Annotated in this window: 14 protein-coding genes and 1 tRNA gene; 11 read left to right on the top strand and 4 right to left on the bottom strand. The window is 67.6% G+C overall.

Annotated elements, in window-relative coordinates; all coding sequences use genetic code 11:
* Positions 1–126 precede the first annotated feature (126 nt).
* The 3 genes from ABWO17_RS14545 to ABWO17_RS14535 all read right to left on the bottom strand — a co-directional run bounded on the left by ABWO17_RS14545 (position 127) and on the right by ABWO17_RS14535 (position 4,769).
* Positions 127–2,511, bottom strand: a complete 2,385-nt coding sequence (locus ABWO17_RS14545; RefSeq protein ID WP_353119760.1) for an ATP-dependent helicase — start codon at positions 2,509–2,511, stop codon at positions 127–129.
* Positions 2,512–2,567: 56 nt separating this feature from the next.
* On the bottom strand, positions 2,568–4,280 hold the full coding sequence (locus tag ABWO17_RS14540; protein ID WP_353119758.1) for an alkaline phosphatase family protein: 1,713 nt from the start codon (positions 4,278–4,280) through the stop codon (positions 2,568–2,570).
* 285 nt (positions 4,281–4,565) lie between these two features.
* A complete protein-coding gene (locus tag ABWO17_RS14535; protein WP_333505047.1) occupies positions 4,566–4,769 on the bottom strand; it encodes a 2-hydroxymuconate tautomerase family protein in 204 nt (67 codons plus the stop codon).
* Positions 4,770–5,069: 300 nt separating this feature from the next.
* On the opposite strand from ABWO17_RS14535, the gene ABWO17_RS14530 reads away from it, so the two are divergent.
* From ABWO17_RS14530 to ABWO17_RS14520, 3 genes are all read left to right on the top strand, one after another.
* A complete protein-coding gene (locus ABWO17_RS14530; RefSeq protein WP_353119756.1) occupies positions 5,070–5,564 on the top strand; it encodes a hypothetical protein in 495 nt (164 codons plus the stop codon).
* 213 nt (positions 5,565–5,777) lie between these two features.
* A tRNA-Leu gene (locus tag ABWO17_RS14525) sits at positions 5,778–5,864 on the top strand.
* A gap of 65 nt (positions 5,865–5,929) precedes the next feature.
* Positions 5,930–7,063, top strand: a complete 1,134-nt coding sequence (locus ABWO17_RS14520; RefSeq protein WP_353119754.1) for a Fic family protein — start codon at positions 5,930–5,932, stop codon at positions 7,061–7,063.
* Between the two features lie 251 nt (positions 7,064–7,314).
* Here the strand turns inward: ABWO17_RS14520 and ABWO17_RS14515 are convergent, their stop codons facing one another.
* Positions 7,315–8,085, bottom strand: coding sequence for an AraC family transcriptional regulator (locus ABWO17_RS14515; protein WP_353119752.1), 771 nt, complete (start codon positions 8,083–8,085; stop codon positions 7,315–7,317).
* A 290-nt stretch (positions 8,086–8,375) separates the two neighbouring features.
* On the opposite strand from ABWO17_RS14515, the gene ABWO17_RS14510 reads away from it, so the two are divergent.
* The 8 genes from ABWO17_RS14510 to ABWO17_RS14475 all read left to right on the top strand — a co-directional run bounded on the left by ABWO17_RS14510 (position 8,376) and on the right by ABWO17_RS14475 (position 17,693).
* Entirely contained in the window at positions 8,376–10,463 is a 2,088-nt protein-coding gene (locus tag ABWO17_RS14510) for a TonB-dependent siderophore receptor (protein WP_353119750.1), read from the top strand.
* A gap of 106 nt (positions 10,464–10,569) precedes the next feature.
* Complete coding sequence (locus ABWO17_RS14505; RefSeq protein WP_353119748.1) at positions 10,570–11,355, top strand: ABC transporter ATP-binding protein; 786 nt, start codon at positions 10,570–10,572, stop codon at positions 11,353–11,355.
* Positions 11,355–12,443: an iron-siderophore ABC transporter substrate-binding protein gene (locus ABWO17_RS14500; protein ID WP_353119746.1), complete on the top strand. Its 1,089-nt coding sequence runs from the start codon at positions 11,355–11,357 to the stop codon at positions 12,441–12,443. The genes ABWO17_RS14505 and ABWO17_RS14500 overlap by 1 nt, the downstream gene beginning before the upstream one ends.
* A complete protein-coding gene (gene fhuB / locus ABWO17_RS14495; RefSeq protein ID WP_353119744.1) occupies positions 12,440–14,449 on the top strand; it encodes a Fe(3+)-hydroxamate ABC transporter permease FhuB in 2,010 nt (669 codons plus the stop codon). The genes ABWO17_RS14500 and fhuB overlap by 4 nt, the downstream gene beginning before the upstream one ends.
* Positions 14,450–14,461: 12 nt before the next feature.
* Complete coding sequence (locus ABWO17_RS14490; RefSeq protein ID WP_353119742.1) at positions 14,462–15,655, top strand: MFS transporter; 1,194 nt, start codon at positions 14,462–14,464, stop codon at positions 15,653–15,655.
* A gap of 52 nt (positions 15,656–15,707) precedes the next feature.
* Positions 15,708–16,421, top strand: a complete 714-nt coding sequence (locus ABWO17_RS14485) for a MotA/TolQ/ExbB proton channel family protein (RefSeq protein WP_353119741.1) — start codon at positions 15,708–15,710, stop codon at positions 16,419–16,421.
* Entirely contained in the window at positions 16,405–16,830 is a 426-nt protein-coding gene (locus ABWO17_RS14480) for an ExbD/TolR family protein (protein ID WP_353119739.1), read from the top strand. Before ABWO17_RS14485 ends, ABWO17_RS14480 begins: the two co-directional genes overlap by 17 nt.
* Positions 16,827–17,693 carry an energy transducer TonB gene (locus tag ABWO17_RS14475; RefSeq protein ID WP_353119738.1) on the top strand — a complete coding sequence of 289 codons (867 nt, stop codon included), beginning with the start codon at positions 16,827–16,829 and terminating at the stop codon, positions 17,691–17,693. The genes ABWO17_RS14480 and ABWO17_RS14475 overlap by 4 nt, the downstream gene beginning before the upstream one ends.
* The last annotated feature ends 50 nt before the right edge of the window (positions 17,694–17,743 follow it).

The following is a 17,743-nucleotide window of genomic DNA, read 5'->3' as shown; positions in this document are numbered from 1 at the left end:
ACTTTTGAACGCCCCTGCGGTGCTGGCGGCAACTTGCCGCCTCGCCTGCGCCTTCAGGACGGGCGGCATCCGTCACGCCGCCGGCCATGCTGTCAGCCAGGACGGCGCGCGGCTGCGCTGCCCGCGTCAGTCGGATTCCAGCGTCAGGTATTCGGCCATGATCACCTTGAGGCCGAAACCGGGAAAGTTCACGCGGTACTTGTCGGGCGGCACGTGCTGCACGATCTTGCCACGCCCGAAGATGCGGTGGGTGCAGTAGCCGCACTGGCCCGCCGGGGCGCTGCCGCCCGACAGCGGCGAGGGCGCGGCAGCGCCAGGCCCGGATTGCGGGCCGGGCTGGCCGCCGGATTGCCCGCCACCTTGCGTACCGCCGGGGTACGCCGTCGGCGGCAGCGGGCGGCCTGCGCCCCCCCCGGCCCTGCCCGGCGTGGTCCCTTCCGCGAACATGGGCGGACGGGGAATGCCGGGCGCGCCATCAAAACGCCCCCCCTGTGCAAAACCGCCGCCACCCACTCCGCTCCTGCCGCCGCCAAAGCCCGCCCCCCTTTGAGCAACTTGTCCGTTCTGCACATCGCGGCGCATCAATCCACCGGAATAGCTTTCGTGCATCTCGTCAAACAGATGGGCGGGCAGTTCGCGCACAAAGGGGCTGGGCACGGCAGGCTGGTTGCCGCCGTCGCCCCGGCTGTACAGGCTGGCGGGCACGAACAGACACAGGTGGTCGCGGGCGCGGGTACAGGCCACGTACATCAGCCGCCGCTCTTCCTCGAAGTCTTCGGCGCGGGCAATGGCGTGGCGCGAGGGAAAACGCTCTTCCACAAGGTCGATCAGCAGCACCGCACCCCACTCCAGCCCCTTGGCCGAATGGATGGTGGACAGCACCACGCTGTCGCGGTTTTCCTCTTCCTCGCCGGGGTCTTCCAGCGACAGGTCGGAGATGAACAGGTCCAGATCGCGGTACGAGGCGGCAATCTGGAGCAGTTGCTCCAGCCCCTGCTGCCTGCGCGGCCAGTCGTCGGGGAAGGCGGCCTCCATGCGCGGCTTGTAGTGCTCCATCACTTCTTCGAGCAGCGAGGTGGGCGTGTGCGGGCGCTTGCGCAGGCCGTCCAGCAGGTCGAGGTCCGCGCGCAGCTCGGGGTAGCGCAGGCAGGCGCGGCTGGTGGCCTCCGGGTTGCCCAGCCGGGCCACGTCGTACAGCTTCAGGGTGGTCTTTGGCCCCACGCCCTTGGACATGGCGGCAATGCGCTGGAATGCGGGCAGGTCCAGCGGGTTCAGCACGAGGCGCGCGTAGGACAGTACGTCCTTGACGTGGGCCGCCTCTGAGTAGCGCAGCCCGCCGTACTTGCGGAACTTCACGCCCAGTTTGTTCAGCTGCACTTCCACGTGGTACGATTGGTACCCCGCCCGGAACAGCACGGCAATGTCGTGCGGCGGGTAGCTGCGCAGAAATTCCACGATGCGCGAGACCACCAGCGAAGCCTGGGTCAGGTCGCTGAGCGGGCGCACCACCTGCGGCCTGTCGCCCCCTTCGCGCGCGGCGAACAGCTTCTTGCGGTAGGCCTGCGGGGCCTCCGCCAGGATGGCGTTGGTCAGGTCCAGCACCGGCTGCACCGAGCGGTAGTTTTCTTCCAGCTTGATGATCTGCGCGGCGGGGAACAGCTTGGGGAAATCCAGGATGTTGCGCACGTCCGCCCCGCGAAAGGCGTAGATGGACTGGGCGTCGTCGCCCACGGCCATGATGTTGCCGCCCTCGCCCGCCAGCAGGTGCACCAGCCGGGCCTGCACCAGGTTGGTGTCCTGGTATTCGTCCACCATGATGTAGCGGAACTTGGCGCGGCACCAGTCCAGCACGTCGGCCCGTTCGCGCAGCAGACGCTCCAGTTCGAAGAGCAGGTCGTCGTAGTCCAGCAGCCCGTGCTCGCGGCGGTAGGCGTGGTAGGCGGCGGCAATGCGGCCTATGCCTTCGACGTGCACCAGCAGGTGGAACGCCTCGCGCCGGATCACCTCGTCGATGTCCAGTTCCTTGTTGCGGGACTTGCTGATGAGCCCCACGATGTTCTGGGTGCGCGGGAAGGACCGGTCGCCCTTGCCGATGCCCAGATTGTCCTTGCAGTGGCGCACCGCATCCACGATGTCCGCCCCGTCCATGACGGTAAGGTCGCCCGCCTCGTAGCCCGAGGGGCGAAACTGGCGCAGCACCGAATAGGCAAAGGCGTGAAAGGTGCCGCCCTGCACCCCGGTGACCCCGTGCACCCCGCCATGCACGGCAGCGGTGGCGCTGTGTTCCAGCAGCCGCCCGGCCCGGTGCAGCATTTCGCGGGCGGATTTGCGGGTGAAGGTAAGCAGCAGGATGGCCGAGGCGGGCACGCCCTGCTCCACCAGATTGGCCAGCCGGTAGACGATGGTGCGCGTCTTGCCGCTGCCCGCACCGGCAATGACCAGCACGGGGCCTTCCAGGGTGGTGGCGGCCTGATACTGGGCGGGATTCAGTTCGTTTCGATAATCTATCATGTGTTTGCCGGATGCTTGTCGGTGCGTTTACGGTAAAAAGCCTGTAGTGGCGCAGTTCAGCGCGCGCGGATATGCGGGCTATCGGCAAGTGATGCAGGCGATACGTCGGCATGCGCCGGGCCGGACGCGGAGGACGCGCTGGACGCAGCACCGGACGCGACGGGCGCAGCACCGGAAGCGTTGCCGCCCTGCCCCAGCGCGGGCACCTGTGCACCGCGCCAATCCGCCTGCCCGGTGAGCACCGCCGGATACGCCACGACGCGCTGCGGCGCATCCAAACCGAAGTGGCGCAGCACAAGCACGCCCGCGTCGCGCACCGAAACCGGCGCGTCAATGCCGGGCTGCCCGGCCTGCGAATCGTACCAGAAGGCGTCGTCCGGGGTGTGGGTGCCGGTGCGCCCGTACTGTTCCGGCAAGCCGAAGACCTGGCTGCGGTTCCACTTGGCCTTCAGGTCGAAGCCGTAGGCAGGCACGCAGACCAGATCCGGCGCGGCCCAGCGCAGAGGGGGGCCGTCTCCGCAGGCGAAAGCATCAGGGGCGGGAGAGGCGACAGGCTGGCCCGTGCCGACTCGTTGGCCGGTCGCTCCCTGTCCGAAACCTGCCTGCCCCGGCGCGCCGGAACCCGCCGTATCCTGCCCCAACGCACCCTGCCCCGGCACCTCCGGCCCGTAGGCCTCATCCGCCGTGAGCACGGCGCGGAATACCGACGCGCCTTCGAAGGTCAGTTCCATAAGTTCGCGCCGCAGCCGCTCGGCCAGGTGCTGCCCCGCCGCGTCGTCCAGAGTGCCGTCCGGAAAGCGGCGGCGGGTGCGCAGGTAGATGCGGCCCGGATCCAGCGCAAAGGCCGCGCTGTCCGGGTGCAGGGTGGTGGCGTCCAGTTCGTGGCACTGCTCCACGCCGCCGGGGGTGACCTGACGCAACAGGCCCTGCCCGCGCAGCCAGGCGTTCAGGTCCACCTCTGCCCGCACCGGGCCGAAGCCGTGGTCGGCCAGCGCCAGCAGGCGCACCGGGCGGCCGTCGCGCGCGGAAAGGGCCTTGGCGAGGTCCAGCACCTCGCCCACCAGCGCGTCCCATTCCGCCAGAAAGTCCATGCAGGCCGGGTGCTGCGGGTGGCCTTCGTCGGTCACCGCGTCCCACAGGAAGTGGAACAGCCGGTCGGTTTCCGTCAGCACCAGCACGAACAGGTTCCACGCAAGATCGGGCCACAGCAGGCGCAGCGCCGCGCGGCGCGAGGCCAGGGTAACGCGCAGTTCCGCCAACAGATGGGCCGGGTCCGAGCCGCCGCGCGCGGTGTCGGCCTCCAGCCGGTAGCCCGCCCCGGTCAGCGGTCCCAGCAGGAACGGCGGATGCACCGCCCGCACAAGGTCATGCGCCACGAACCCGGAAACCAGCATGCCCGGAATGGGGCGCGCCGGGTAGGTGTTGGGCAGGTTGATGACCCGGCTGGTCAGTCCGCGCTCGCCCAGGCGGTCGAAGATGGTGGGCGCGGCCACCTGCGAAAAATCGGCCAGCGACAACTGGCGCGTGGTCACGTTGAATCGCGTGAAGCCGTACACCCCGTGCGTTTCCGGACCGGCGGCGGTGTAGAACGATGTCCAGTTCACCGGCGACAGGTCGGGAAGCTCGGCAGCCAGGGCCGACGCATTGGGGGATACGGCGATGCGGGCAAGATTGGGGGTGCGGCCCTGCGCGCAAAGGTGGCGGGCCAGCGAGAACGGCAGGCCGTCCAGCCCGAGCACCACCAGACGGGGGCGCGTGTCCGTGTGCATACCGAGCCTGTAGCAGATGGGGGGGCGATGCGCCAGCGCGCCCACAGCATGATGGACGCGGCGGGATGGCGGGCGACGGGCGGCGGGGTGCCGGGGCCATCCCGACGATGCCTGTGCGCCACACCACCGGGAGCGTTGTGTCTGCGAGGAGGTGGTGAGTGGGGATGGGGGGAGCGATGCGTGGGGGGCGCGAACCGTTGGCGCTGGCGCACCGCCCCGCCGCGCATTGCGGCGACATCGGTGGGCAGTGGCCGCGTCTCCCCCTGCGCCCCTGCGCCCCTTGCGCTAGGCCCCGCGCTTGCGCCGCGCGGTGATGGTCTCGCCGCCCACGCCCCAGTTGTCGGTGTCCACCTCGTCGATGGTCACCACGGTGGTGGCGGGATTCTTGCCGAGGATATCCACCAGCAACTGCGTGACGCCCTGGATGAGCGCCGCCTTCTGCTCGCTGGTGGCGCCTTCGCGGGTGATGCGGATGTTGACGTAGGGCATGGGAAACTCCTTGTGCGGGGGTTAGGCGCGCCAGTATCCACCGCCGGGGAGGGCGCGTCCAGCCCCGCCGATCTCTGCCATTTTGACGTCCGGCACATCCGCGCTCTATCATAGGGAAAACATGCGCCCCGTGATACGGGAAGACGGAGCACCTCGCTGCGGCCCGCCGCGCGGCTGGGAGAAACCGTGCGACCCGCGACCGCCGGACGACACCGCGCCGGTCCGGGCACACATCGCCGGGCACACCGCGCGGCCACACCGACTCGGCCAAACTGCCCCGACCATACGCAAGGACCGACCATGGCCAAATTCGACTGCGAACTCTTCGGCCACTTCTTCTACGGGCCGGAACTGAGCTACAACGACCTGCTGGCCCGCGAGGCGGAACTGGTGGACGCCATCCACGGCGCACTGGACGCCAGCGGCGGCGAGCACATCGACTTCACCCCCACGGGCGATGCCCTGCGGGTGCAATGCGTGTTCGCCCACCACGAGGAAACGGCGTTCCACGCCGCCTGCGCCGCCGTGGCCCCCCTGCTGCGCGGCAATGTGGAAGGGCGCATGCTGTTCGTGGACAAGGGGCTGGACCTGCTGCACCTGTACCTGCTGGCCGACGGTGTCTGGCAGGAGGCCGCCCTGCGCCTGCCCGACGCACGCGCGGGCATGGCTGCCCATGCGCACAAGGACCCGGCACTGGCCGTGGTGCCCACCACCCGGCCCAAACCGCCAGCGGCCCGCGCCAGACGCGGCAAGGCCGGGGGTAGCGGCAAGACTGCCGCGAAGCCGACGGAATAGGCGAAGGGCCACGCGCCCAGCCCGTTCCAGCCGACCTGCGCGCCGGGCCAGTTCGCGGCGGCCCCCCGGCAGCCCCCGGCAGCCCTGACGCCCAAACGCGACGCCCCCTTGCGCCGCCGGGCTCGACACCCGGCGCCATTCCCTGCGCACGGCCCCACCCCGACATTGACGGCAACCCGCCCGCATACTAGGGTTTCGGCCCATTCCCACCGTGCCCGGATGGCGGAACTGGCAGACGCAAGGGACTTAAAATCCCTCGGCCTCACGGCTGTGCGGGTTCAATCCCCGCTCCGGGCACCATCAATTCCGTTCCCTCGGCTCCGGCAGCCGCCCACCGGACTCTCCGTCAGCAAGCGAGGATTCCGATGAAGTTCGAAGCCTTCATTTCCGGAACATTCGTCCAGCAATACGAATACAAAAGCTTCACGCCCACCCCGGTAAACCGCGAGTGGACGTGGGATGACCCACGCATCAACAGCCTGTTGGAAGAAACCACCCGCAGTCTGGCCGAATTGGATGCCTTTTCGAAGATGGTTCCGGACGTGGATCGGTACATCTACATGCACGTCGTCAAGGAAGCCAACACCTCCAGCCGCATCGAGGGCACGCGCACGGAAATGGACGATGCCCTGCGCGACAGGATGCACGTTGCCGAAGAAAAACGCGACGACTGGCAGGAAGTGCACAACTACATCGAAGCGATGAACGTTGCCATCCGGGAACTGGCAGAGCTTCCCCTGTCGAACCGCCTGCTCCGAAAAACACATGACATACTGATGCGCGGAGTACGCGGCGAACGCAAGACGCCTGGTGAATTCCGTCGCTCACAAAACTGGATCGGCGGCGCATCACTGAAGGACGCCGTATTCATCCCCCCCCATCACGACGAACTTCCCGAACTGCTCAGCGACCTTGAAAAATTCTGGCACAACGAGGAAATCCACGTTCCACACATCATTCGGGTGGCCATAAGCCATTATCAATTTGAAACCATCCACCCCTTTCTGGACGGCAACGGTAGAATCGGGCGCTTGCTTATCACCCTGTACCTGATCAGCGCCGGTTTACTCAGCAAGCCGTGCTTGTACCTTTCCGCGCACATGGAAAAGCACAAAGGGCAATACTACGACGCACTCACCGGCGTTCGCATGTCCAATGACATCGGCCATTGGGTCCGATTCTTCCTCGTGGCCGTACGCGACACGGCTCGCAACGGTGTGGCCACATTCCGGAACATCATGGCCCTCAAGGAACTGTGCGCGCAAAAAGTGCTCTCGCTGGGTGCCCGGTCCGCTAATGGCCAGAAATTGCTGGAAACGTTATATATGAGCCCTGTCACCACCGGCAAACGCGTGGCCCAGAACCTCGACATTTCCCAACCCACGGCCAACACTCTCATCGCCGAGATGGTCCGGCTCGGTATCCTTGAAGAAATGACCGGCCAGCAGCGCAACCGGGAATACCTTTTCACCGAATACTACCGGTTATTTCTCGACTAACGACACCAGATACGTCTTAAATTCAGGGTGAGAATTTTTTCTTACGCTTCTCACTAATTAAAAAACTTGCTCTGTTTTTAATTAAAACAGATACAATAATCAAAACTCCGGTTGAAATTTACTTCAGCCCCCCCGCGCTGACCGGAAGCCTGATACCGCACCTTCCACCCTCGCGCCCCCCGTGAGGACTCTCCTTTCCTTCCTCTGCCGTCGCAACCTTCCCCCCCCCCCCCCCCCCCCCCCCCCCCTGCTCACTCCCCCGCAAAGTACTTGCTGGGCGTCTTGCCCAGTGCCTTCTTGAACACGGATATGAACGCGCTGGGATTGTCGTAGCCCATTTCCATGGCCACGGTGGTCACCTGCTCGTTTTCGGCCAGCAGAGGCAGGGATTTCAGAATGCGGATGTGCTGCTTCCACTGCCCGAAGGTCATGGAGGTTTCGGACAGGAAAAGCCGGGTCAGCGTCCGCCGGGTAAGCCCGATGGTGTCCCCCCATTCCTCCAGGGTGCGCTTGTCGCCGGGGTTCTCGTCCAGGTGCTGGTAGATGGCCTTCAGCCGGTGGTCCCTGGGAATGGGCAGGTTCATCAGCGGGGTCAGGTCCATCTGGCGGATGCGGTCCATGACGACCATCAGCAGCCGTTCTTCCGGCCCGTTGCGCGGGTACAGCCGGGGCATCTGCGATGCCTCGAGGATCAGCTCCTTGAGCAAGGGCGACACGGAAACCACACAGCACTCCTGCGGGGTATTGCCGCACAGCTCCGGCTGAAAATACAGCGAGCGCATGGAAATGTGCTGCGAAACCGTAAGCTTGTGCACCATGTAGGGCGGTATCCACACACCCCGGTGGGGCGGCACCACCCAGATGCCCTTGTGCGTTTCAACCGTCATCACCCCCAGGCTGGCGTACAGCAGCTGGGCGCGCGGATGGTTGTGGAATTCCAGTATTTCTCCCGGCGAATATTCCGTGGCCAGGGCCACCACGGGGCGGGGCGTGTCCATGATGTTCATGGGCTGGGGGTCCATGCGGCGTTCCTTGTCTCATTTGAGGCATGATTTGTCTCAACGAAGTTGGCTGATAATGATTTTCAGTATTAGTGTCAATCCTGCCTGACGGGGCCCCCTCACACACACTCGGCAGTGTTTGCATGCCGCAGCCGCGCGAAACCACTCGCGGGCGGGGAACTGGGCTGTTCTTCCCCCATTGCGACGTGGCGCGACGCGGCGTGCACCGTATTGCGCGCCAAACGGCGTGCATTGCCGCATGGCTGCATCAACCGGAAATCGCCTCGCACCATTCCGCACAGGAGATATACATGAAACCATCAGACCCGTTGCGCCTTCTGGGTCATGCCCTTTGCCTGGGGGCGGCCTGCCTGGTCGTGGCATCCGCCAGGCCGGTACTGGCCAACACCAACAGCACCGTGACGCTGGACCCCGTGGTGGTCAGCGCCTCGGCACTGAAGGTGGACGCCGCCATCCAGGAAACCCCCAAGTCCGTCTCCATCGTCGAATCGGAAGACCTGGAACAGCACGCCCCGCAAAAGCTGGACGAGGCCCTGCGTTACACGTCCGGGGTTACCTCGCAGCCCTACGGGGCCGACAACGACACCGACTGGATCAAGGTGCGCGGCTTTGACGCGGCCACCTACCTGGACGGCAACCGCCTGTTCCGCGACGGCTACTACACCTGGCTGCTGGAACCCTACGGCCTCGAACGGCTGGAAGTGGTCAAGGGCTCGTCGTCCATCCTGTTCGGCGAATCGCCCCCCGGCGGCGTGGTCAACGCCGTGCAGAAAAAGCCCAAGGATACCCCCGGCGGCGAGATACAGGTGCAGGTGGGCACCAGCGACACCCGCACCGTGGCCTTCGACGTGTCCGACGTGGCCACCGATTCGGGCAACATCCGCTTCCGCATCGTGGGCTTGGCCAAGGACGCCGAGGGCGAACTGGACGGCACGGAAAACACCCGCCACTACATCGCGCCCAGCCTGACCATAGACTTTACCGACAAGACGCGCCTTACCCTGATGGGCACGCTGCTGAAGGACGACGGCGTTCCCACCAACCCGTTCTTTCCCGCCGCAGGCACGCTGATCGATTCGCCGCACGGCACCATCGATCCGTCCACCAACCTGGGCGAACCGGACTACGACCGCTACAAGCGCACCCAGATGTCCGCCGGCTACCTTCTGGAACACGAGGTGGACAAGCGCTGGACCCTGTCCCAGAACGTCAACTACGCCTACAACGACCTGTACCTGCGCAGTTCGTACGCCTTCCCCAACTCCGATCCCTCGGCCACCTCGCTGTACCGGGGCATCGTGTTCCGCGACGGCGAGCAGGACAGCATCACCGTGGACAACCGCGCCGTGGCCAAATGGGATTCCACGGACATGGAACACACCGCGCTGATGGGCGTGGACGTGCAGCACCACAAGACCCATGGCGACGAGCAGGACAACTATTCCTTCGGCACCATCAACCCGTACCACCCGGTGTACGGGTCCTATACCCCGCTCGACCCGGCCAACAACAATGATCGCGACATCTCCAAGCTCCAGACCGGCGCCTACCTGCAATACCAGGTCAAGTACGACGGCCATTGGGTGGGCGTGCTGGGTGGCCGCTACGACCGGGTGCAGACCGAGAACACCAGCGACAGCCTGGACCAGGACGAATCGCGCAACGACGGCCAGTTCTCGTTCAACACGGGCCTGATGTACCTGTCCGACTACGGCCTGTCGCCCTACGTCAGCTACTCGCAGTCGTTCGAGGTGCTGAGCACCATCGACCCGGCCACGGGCCAGCTCTACAAGCCGCTGGAAGGCGAGCAGTACGAAGTGGGCGTGAAGTACACCCCCGGCTTCTTCGACGGCTACATCAACGTGGCCCTCTTCGACATCACCCAGAAGAATGCACTGGTCACCAACCCGCTGACCTACGTGGCCACCCAGACCGGCGAGGTCACCGCCCGGGGCGTGGAACTGGAAGGCCTGGCCCACCTGACCGAAGACCTGCAACTGACCGCCAGCTACACCTACACCGACGCCCGCACCGACGACACCGGCGGCCGGGGCACCAAGCAGGCCGGGCTCATCCCGCGCGACCAGGCCAACGCCTGGCTGAAGCTGGACACCTCGCGCTTCTTCGTGAAGGGGCTGACCTTCGGCTCCGGCGTGCGCTACATCGGCGAATCCCGGGACAATCCCGCCAGCAGCGACCTGACCGTGCCCGACGTCACCCTGTGGGACGCCATGGCCTCGTACCAGATCGACGAAAACTGGAGCGTCCAGTTGAACGTCAACAACATCCTGGACGAAGAGTACATCTCGGCCTGCGACTACTACTGCTACTACGGCCAGTCGCGCTCCGCGCTGCTCAGCGTCAGCTATCACTGGTAGACCCGCCCCCCCTTTCCGCCACTGGCGACCGGTACACCCGGCGCGCCCGGAGCGGAGAGGGGGGCCTTTCCGTTTTCCGTTCCTTTCACCGCACCAGGCAGACCGCATGTTCCAGCTTACCGATGTCGGCATGGCCCGCGATGGCCGCCGCATACTTTCCCTGCCGCAACTGGCCGTGCCCACGGACCAGTTGTGCGTCGTTCTGGGCCACAACGGCTCGGGCAAGTCCACCCTGGTCGGCCTGCTGGCCGGACAGCAGACACCGGACGCAGGCCGCATCACCCTGCATGGCCGGGGCCTGAACCGACTCGGCGCGCGCGAACTGGCCCGGGCCGTGGCCTTCCTGCCGCAAAGGCTGCCGCCTTCGGTGGGGCTGACCGTGCGTGAAATCGTGCGGCTGGGGCGCTTTCCATGGCGGGGCACCTTTGGCCGCTGGACCGCCGGGGACGCACGCATCATCGACGAGGCCATGGAGCGCACCGGCGTGACCCGCTTCGCCGACACCCTTGCCGACAGCCTGTCCGGCGGCGAGCGGCAGCGGGCGTGGATTTCCATGCTGCTGGCCCAGCAGTCGCCCGTGGCCATCCTGGACGAGCCCACATCGGCCCTGGACGTGCACCACCAGTACCAGGTCATGGACCTGCTGGCCGCACTGAACCGGGACCACGGCCTGGGGGTGGTGGTCATCCTGCACGACATCAACCTGGCCCTGCGCTACGCCAGCCACGTCATTGCCCTGCGCCAGGGCGAGGTGGCCTTTCAGGGGCCGGCGGACCTGCTGCTGGAAGAACGCGCCCTGTCCGCGCTGTACCGTTCGTCCATCCGGCTCATCGACCATCCCGCCCCACCACGGGGCACCCGTACCTGCAAGGTGGCCGTGGTATGCGCCTGATGCCGCACGCTCACCGCGACGTGATGGTCCGGACAGGCCTGCGGCGGTACCCCGCCCTGCTGGCGGCCATGGCCTGCGCGCTGGCCCTGTTTGCAACACCGGGCACGGCACGGGCCGCCGACGCCGCGCAGGGCGTCAAACAGCATGGTGGGCTGGATGCCACGCAAGGCGCAGGGCGGGCCGACCGTCCCGCCCCCATCCGCATCCGGGACAACCGGGGAACCATCGCGTTCGCCTCCGTTCCCCGGCGGGTGGTGGTGCTGGACTGGGACCTGCTGGAGCAGGTGCTGGAACTGGGCATCACCCCGGTGGGCGCGCCCGAACTGGCCGGATACCGGGAATGGGTGGTCCAGCCGCCGCTGCCGGCCATGAAGGACAATGCAGGGGGCACGAGCGACAAGGACAACGCCGACACCGTGACCGACGTGGGCACCCGCGCGGAACCCAACCTGGAGCGCATCGCCGGGCTGCATCCCGACGTGATCCTGACCGCTTCACCGCAGAAGGACCTGCTGGATGCGCTGGCCCGCATCGCCCCCGTGGTCCATCTGCCCAATTTCGCGGCAACGGACCGCTCGGGCGAAGTGGCCATCGCCCACTTCACCACCCTGGCCGCCCTGTTCGGCAGGCAGGAGTTGGCCCGGCAGAAGCTGGAAGACATGCACCGCCGCTTCGCGGAACTGAAGGCGCAACTGGCGGCGGCCCTCGGCCCCTCGGCCCGCGTGCTGCCCCTGCGCTTCGCCAACACCACGTCGGTCTTCGCCTACTGCGAAAACTCCACCGCCCGGTACGTGCTGGACCAACTGGGCCTGACCGACGCCCTGCCGCAGCAACCGCGCGCGTGGGGCATCACCCGGATGCCCTTCAAGGACCTGCACGCGCTGGCCGACGCCTGGGTGCTGTACGTGCTGCCCTTCCCCGAAGAAGCGAAGATGCGCGCCTCCGTGCTCTGGCAGTCCATGCCCTTCGTGCGGCAGGGGCGCATCCGGTCGGTGCGTCCGGTGTGGAACTACGGCGGGGCCATGTCCATGCGCTATCTGGCCGATGCCTTTGCCGAAAGCCTGCTGCGGGTGGAGGCGGCGCAGTGACGCTGCGCGGCCTTGCGGGGCTTGCGTGCGCCGTGGCCGGTCTGGCCGTGCTCCACCTGCACATGGACGGACTGCTGGCCGACGGCGGCCTGACCCTGACGGAACAGCTGCGGCTGGTCCTTGGCTGGCGTGCGCCGGAAACCTTCGCGGAACTGCATTTCTGCCACGCGCAGTTGCCGCGCGCGTGCATGGCCCTGCTGGTGGGCGGGGCGCTGGGACTTACCGGCAGCCTGATGCAGCAGCTGACCCGCAACATGCTGGCCTCTCCGCTCACGCTGGGTACGTCGTCGGGGGCATGGCTGGCCCTGGTGGCGCTGCACATCTGGCTGCCGCAGCACGTGGCGGCCTGCGGTGCCCCGGCGGCCCTGCTGGGCGGCCTTCTGGCCTTCGGGCTGATCGTCTTCATCACCGGGGTGCGCAACATGGACGGCCTGCCGCTGGTGGTGTCCGGCATGGTGGTCAACATCCTGCTGGGGGCCGTCACCACCGCCCTTGTCCTGCTGCACGAGGAATTCGCGCGCAGCGTGTTCCTGTGGGGCGCCGGAGACCTGGCCCAGAACGGCTGGCAGGCGGTGCTGTGGCTGCTGCCCCGTCTGGCTGGGGCCCCGGTCCTGCTGCTGGCGGCGCCGCGCCTGCTGACCCTGCTGCGCCTGGGGCACCAGGGCGCCTCCGCGCGCGGCCTGCCGGTGATCCCGGCCTTCCTGCTGCTGATGGCCGCGTCCATCTGGCTGGCCTCGGCATCCATCGCCACGGTGGGGGTGATCGGCTTCATCGGCCTGCTGGCCCCCAACATGGCCCGCTCGCTGGGCGCCAGAACCCCCGGCGCGGAACTGTGGACCAGCCTGCTGCTGGGCGCGGCCCTGCTGCTGGCCACGGACGCACTGGCCATGCTGGCCGGAACGTGGACCCAGGACGTGGTGCCCTGCGGCGTGGCCGCCGCGGCCATGGGCGCCCCGGCGCTGCTGTGGCTTTCGCGCCGCAGGCTGCGGGCGCAGGACACGGTGGGCTTTTTCTTCCGGGGTGGCGCGCGGGTCCGCCCTGCGGTGCACCCCGCCATGGTGGCCCTGCTGGCGGGCGCCACCGTGCTGGGGCTGCTGGCGCACATCCTGATCCAACCCGACGGCGGCGCATGGCACTGGGCCGCGCCGTCCGCCTACCAGTGGTCGGTACGCTGGCCCCGGCTCACGACGGCGCTGTGCGCGGGCGCGGCGCTGGCCGTGGCGGGCACCATCCTGCAACGGCTGGTGGGCAACCCGCTGGCCAGCCCGGACATTCTGGGGGTGTCCTCCGGGGCCACCTTTGCCCTGGTGCTGGCCGGGCTGCTGTTCGGGCAGGCGGTGTCTGCCGCGCAATGGCCCGTTGCCCTGCTGGGCAGCGCGGCCGTGCTGGCGGTGCTGCTGCGCCTGGGTAAGGCGCACGGCTACGCGCCGTCCAGCCTGATCATCGCGGGCGTGGCCCTGACCGCCCTGCTGGATGCACTGGTGCAGTTCTGCCTGGCGCGCGGCACGGGCGACAGCTACGCGGTGCTGCTGTGGCTGAGCGGCTCCACCTACCGCACGGCCCCGGCCCAGGCCCTGCTGCTGGCGGCGGGCACCGCCGCGCTGTCCGGTGCCGGGCTTGGCCTTTTCCGCTGGCTGACACTGCTGTCCGCCGGGCGCGACGTGGCCCGCGCCCGTGGCCTGGACACCCGCCGGGCCAGCCTTGTGCTGCTGGCCGTGGTGGCCCTGCTGTGCGCGCTGGTCACCTCGTCCATGGGGCCGGTGACCTTCGTGGGGCTGGTGGCCCCGCACGCCGCCTCGCTGCTGGGGGCGCGCACGGCGCGGGCGCAGCTTGCCACCGGCACCCTCGTGGGTGCCGCCCTGATGCTGTGGGCCGACTGGATAGGCCAGACGGCCCTGTACCCGACCCAAATCGCCGCCGGCATCGTCGTATCCATCGTGGGGGGGTGTTATTTCCTCGCGCTGATGATCGGCGGGCGGCTGCGTTCACCGCACGGACAACCATAGAGTCTCCACCGCATGCACGCGACCAAGAACAACTCCATGTACCTGTTCCTGATGATCCTTACCGTCTGTGGCGCCGCCGGGCTCCAGGTGTGGGTCATCCTGTTCGACAACTTCCTCGTCAATTCCGTGGGGCTGACGGCCTACCACGCGGGCATCCTGCAATCGGTGCGCGAGGTGCCGGGCTTTCTCTCGCTGCTGGCCGTGTTCGCCCTGCTGGTGATGCACGAATGCAGGCTGGCCGTGCTGTCGGTGGTCTGTCTGGGCGTGGGGGTGTTCATCACCGGGCTGTGGCCCAGCTTCACCGGGCTGGTGGTGACCACGCTGGTCTCCAGCCTTGGCTACCACTACTTTGAAACGGCCCGGCAGTCGCTGACGCTGCAAAGCTTCGGCCTTGCCGAAACCCCCACCGTGCTGGCCCGCCAGGTCAGCGCCGGTGCGGCCACCAGCGTCGTGGTGGGGGTGCTGGTGTACTTCGGCGCGGAATGGCTGAGCACGGAACAGCTGTACATGCTGTTCGGCGGGGCCATCGTGGTGGCGGCCCTGTGTCTGGTGGCGTGGAACCCCACGGGCGGTGCCCTGCGACCGCAGCAAAAGCGCATCGTGCTGCGGCGCAGGTACTGGGTGTTCTACGCGCTGACCTTCATGGGCGGGGCGCGGCGGCAGATATTCATCGCCTTTGCCGCGTTCCTGCTGGTGCAGAAGTTCCAGTTTTCGGTGCGGGAAATCTCGCTGCTGTTCATCGTCAACAATATCGTGTGCTACTTTTCCGCGCCGCTGGTGGCCCGGCTGATTCCCCGGCTGGGCGAGCGGACGGTGCTGTCCACCGAATACCTGCTGCTGGCCGCCGTCTTCGTCTCGTACGGCCTGGTGGAATCCAGGGCCGTGGCCATCTGCCTGTACGTGCTGGACCACGTGCTGTTCAACTTCAGCATGGCCATCACCACGTACTTCCAGAAGATCGCGGACCACGAGGACCTGGCACCCAGCGCGGCGGCAGGGTTCACCATCAACCACATCGCCGCCGTGGTCCTGCCCGTGACCGGCGGCTACCTGTGGATGATCGACTACCGGGTGACCTTTTTTGCCGGGGCGCTGATGAGCCTGTGTTCGCTGGTCATCGCGCAGTTCATCCGGCCGCAGTTGACCGCCACCGCCGCGACCACCGCTCCCACCGCAGTTGGCGGCACGGACGCTGCGGCGGGCTGATGCCGCCACACGCCAGCCCACATCACAATACCCACGATTCAAGGAGTTCTTCATGGATACCGGCATTCTGGGCCTGTACGCCCACGCCACCCCCGTGGCCAAGGCGGTAATGCTCGCCCTTGTCTGCATGTCCGTCGCCAGTTGGGGCATCATCTTCCGCAAAGCCCTGCTGCTGCGCGGCGCGGCAGGCCGCATCGACGCCTGCATGGAGCGGCTTGGCCGCATGGAAAGCCTGGAGCAGGCCATGTCGCGCTTCAAGGATTCCGGCGACAGGATGGCCTGGAACCTGCTGCGCGCGGGCTACGACGAATACCGCCGCATGACCCGGTGCAACGCCCCCGCCGCCCTGCTGGCCGACAACGTGCGGCGCACGTTGCGCCATGCGGTGTCGGACGAGGGGGGCAGGCTTGGCGCGCAGCTGCCGCTGTTGGCCACCACCGCCAACATCGCGCCGTTCATCGGGCTGTTCGGCACCGTGTGGGGCATCATGGATGCCTTCCACGACCTTGCCGGGGCCAAGTCCGCCTCCATTGCCGCCGTGGCGCCGGGCATCTCCGAGGCGCTCATCGCCACCGCCGTGGGCCTTGGCGTGGCCATACCCGCAGCCATCGGCTACAACCTGCAAACCACCGCCCTGAACAAGGTCAAGGCGCGGCTGGTCAACCTTGCCGGGGTGATCCTGAACCACGTCATGCACGACGTGGGCGCGGTGCTTGGCGGCACGGCCCTGCACACCACGGAGGCGGACGATGCAGGCGGCATCTGACGAGGACGGCGGCGTGGTTTCCGAGATCAACGTCACGCCTTTTGTCGACGTGATGCTGGTGCTGCTGGTGATCTTCATGATCACCACGCCCATGATGCAATCGGGGCTGGACGTATCCCTGCCGCAGACCGAAACCGTGGACGTGCTGCCCGAGGACAGCGACCACGTGGTGCTGACCATCCGGGCCGATGGCACGCTGCTGCTGGACGAGGACACGTTGGGCGACGGTGACATAGCCGCCTTCATGCGCGAACGCGTGGTGACGCCCGACCGGCTGCTGTTCCTGCGGGCCGACGCCAACGTGCCCTATGGCCGCGTGGTGCGGGTGATGGGCATGGTGCGCGCCGCCGGGGTGCACAAGATGCACGTCATGGCCGAAGAGGAAGACACGCCGGAGGCCCGGCCATGACCGCACGAGCGGAACGGGCAGGACGGACGGACGCCCGGCTGCTGGACCGCTGGACGGTGGGAGCCCTGTGCCTGCACCTGCTGCTGGCCGGGATGCTGCTGGCCGCGCCGCAACCGAAGACGGTCAGCGGGCTGGATCAGGGCGGCAGGGGCGGCGGCAGCCAGATGGTGGAACTGACCCTGGGCGGGCCGGGCGGAAAACGCCCGGCAGCCGCAACGCCGCGCACACCCACGCCCGCCCCGTTACCCGTACCGCAGGCGCGGGACGTGAAGCCCGACGCCAAGGCCGTGAGCACGCGCAAGCGGGATGCCGCCCCCCGGCCCACCCCGGCTGAACGCCAACCCGAACGGCCCGCCGCCCCCACATCACCGACGGAACCGTCCGTAGCGCCTGCGCGCGCCATGACGGCTGACGCGGCACCATCCGGCGGGCTGGACACCAGCGTGCCGGAAGGGGCACCCCCCGGCAGCGGGGGCACGGACAAGGGCATGGCCTTCGGCTCCGGCGGCGGAACCGGCGGCGGAAGCACGGGCACGGCAGGGCCGGGCGGCGTGGGGCTGCACGCCGACACGGCGCGGGACGGCGACTACGACCGCAAGGCGCGGCCTCTCTACGCGCCGCAGCCCCCCTACCCGGCAGAGGCCCGCCGCAAGCGGGCGGAAGGCGTGGTGGTGGTGCGGCTGCACATCGACCCGCAGGGTCGGGTGGCCTCCCGCAGTGTGGTGGGCGGTGAAGCGGTGGATCTGTTCGCGGACGCGGCCCTGTCCACCGTGGAGCGCTGGCGCTTTCGCCCCTGCGGGCGCGACGGACGCGACGTGGCCTGCGAGGTGGAGGTGCCGGTGGTGTTCAAACTGGTTCGTTAAAGGGCGGGCAAAAGCTCGCACGTTGGAGCGAAGGGTTGCCGCCCCCCGTT

Origin of the sequence: Nitratidesulfovibrio sp. (assembly GCF_040373385.1) — a bacterium.
In the GTDB taxonomy this organism is placed as follows: domain Bacteria; phylum Desulfobacterota; class Desulfovibrionia; order Desulfovibrionales; family Desulfovibrionaceae; genus Cupidesulfovibrio.
This window is presented reverse-complemented; position numbering and strand designations above follow the sequence as displayed.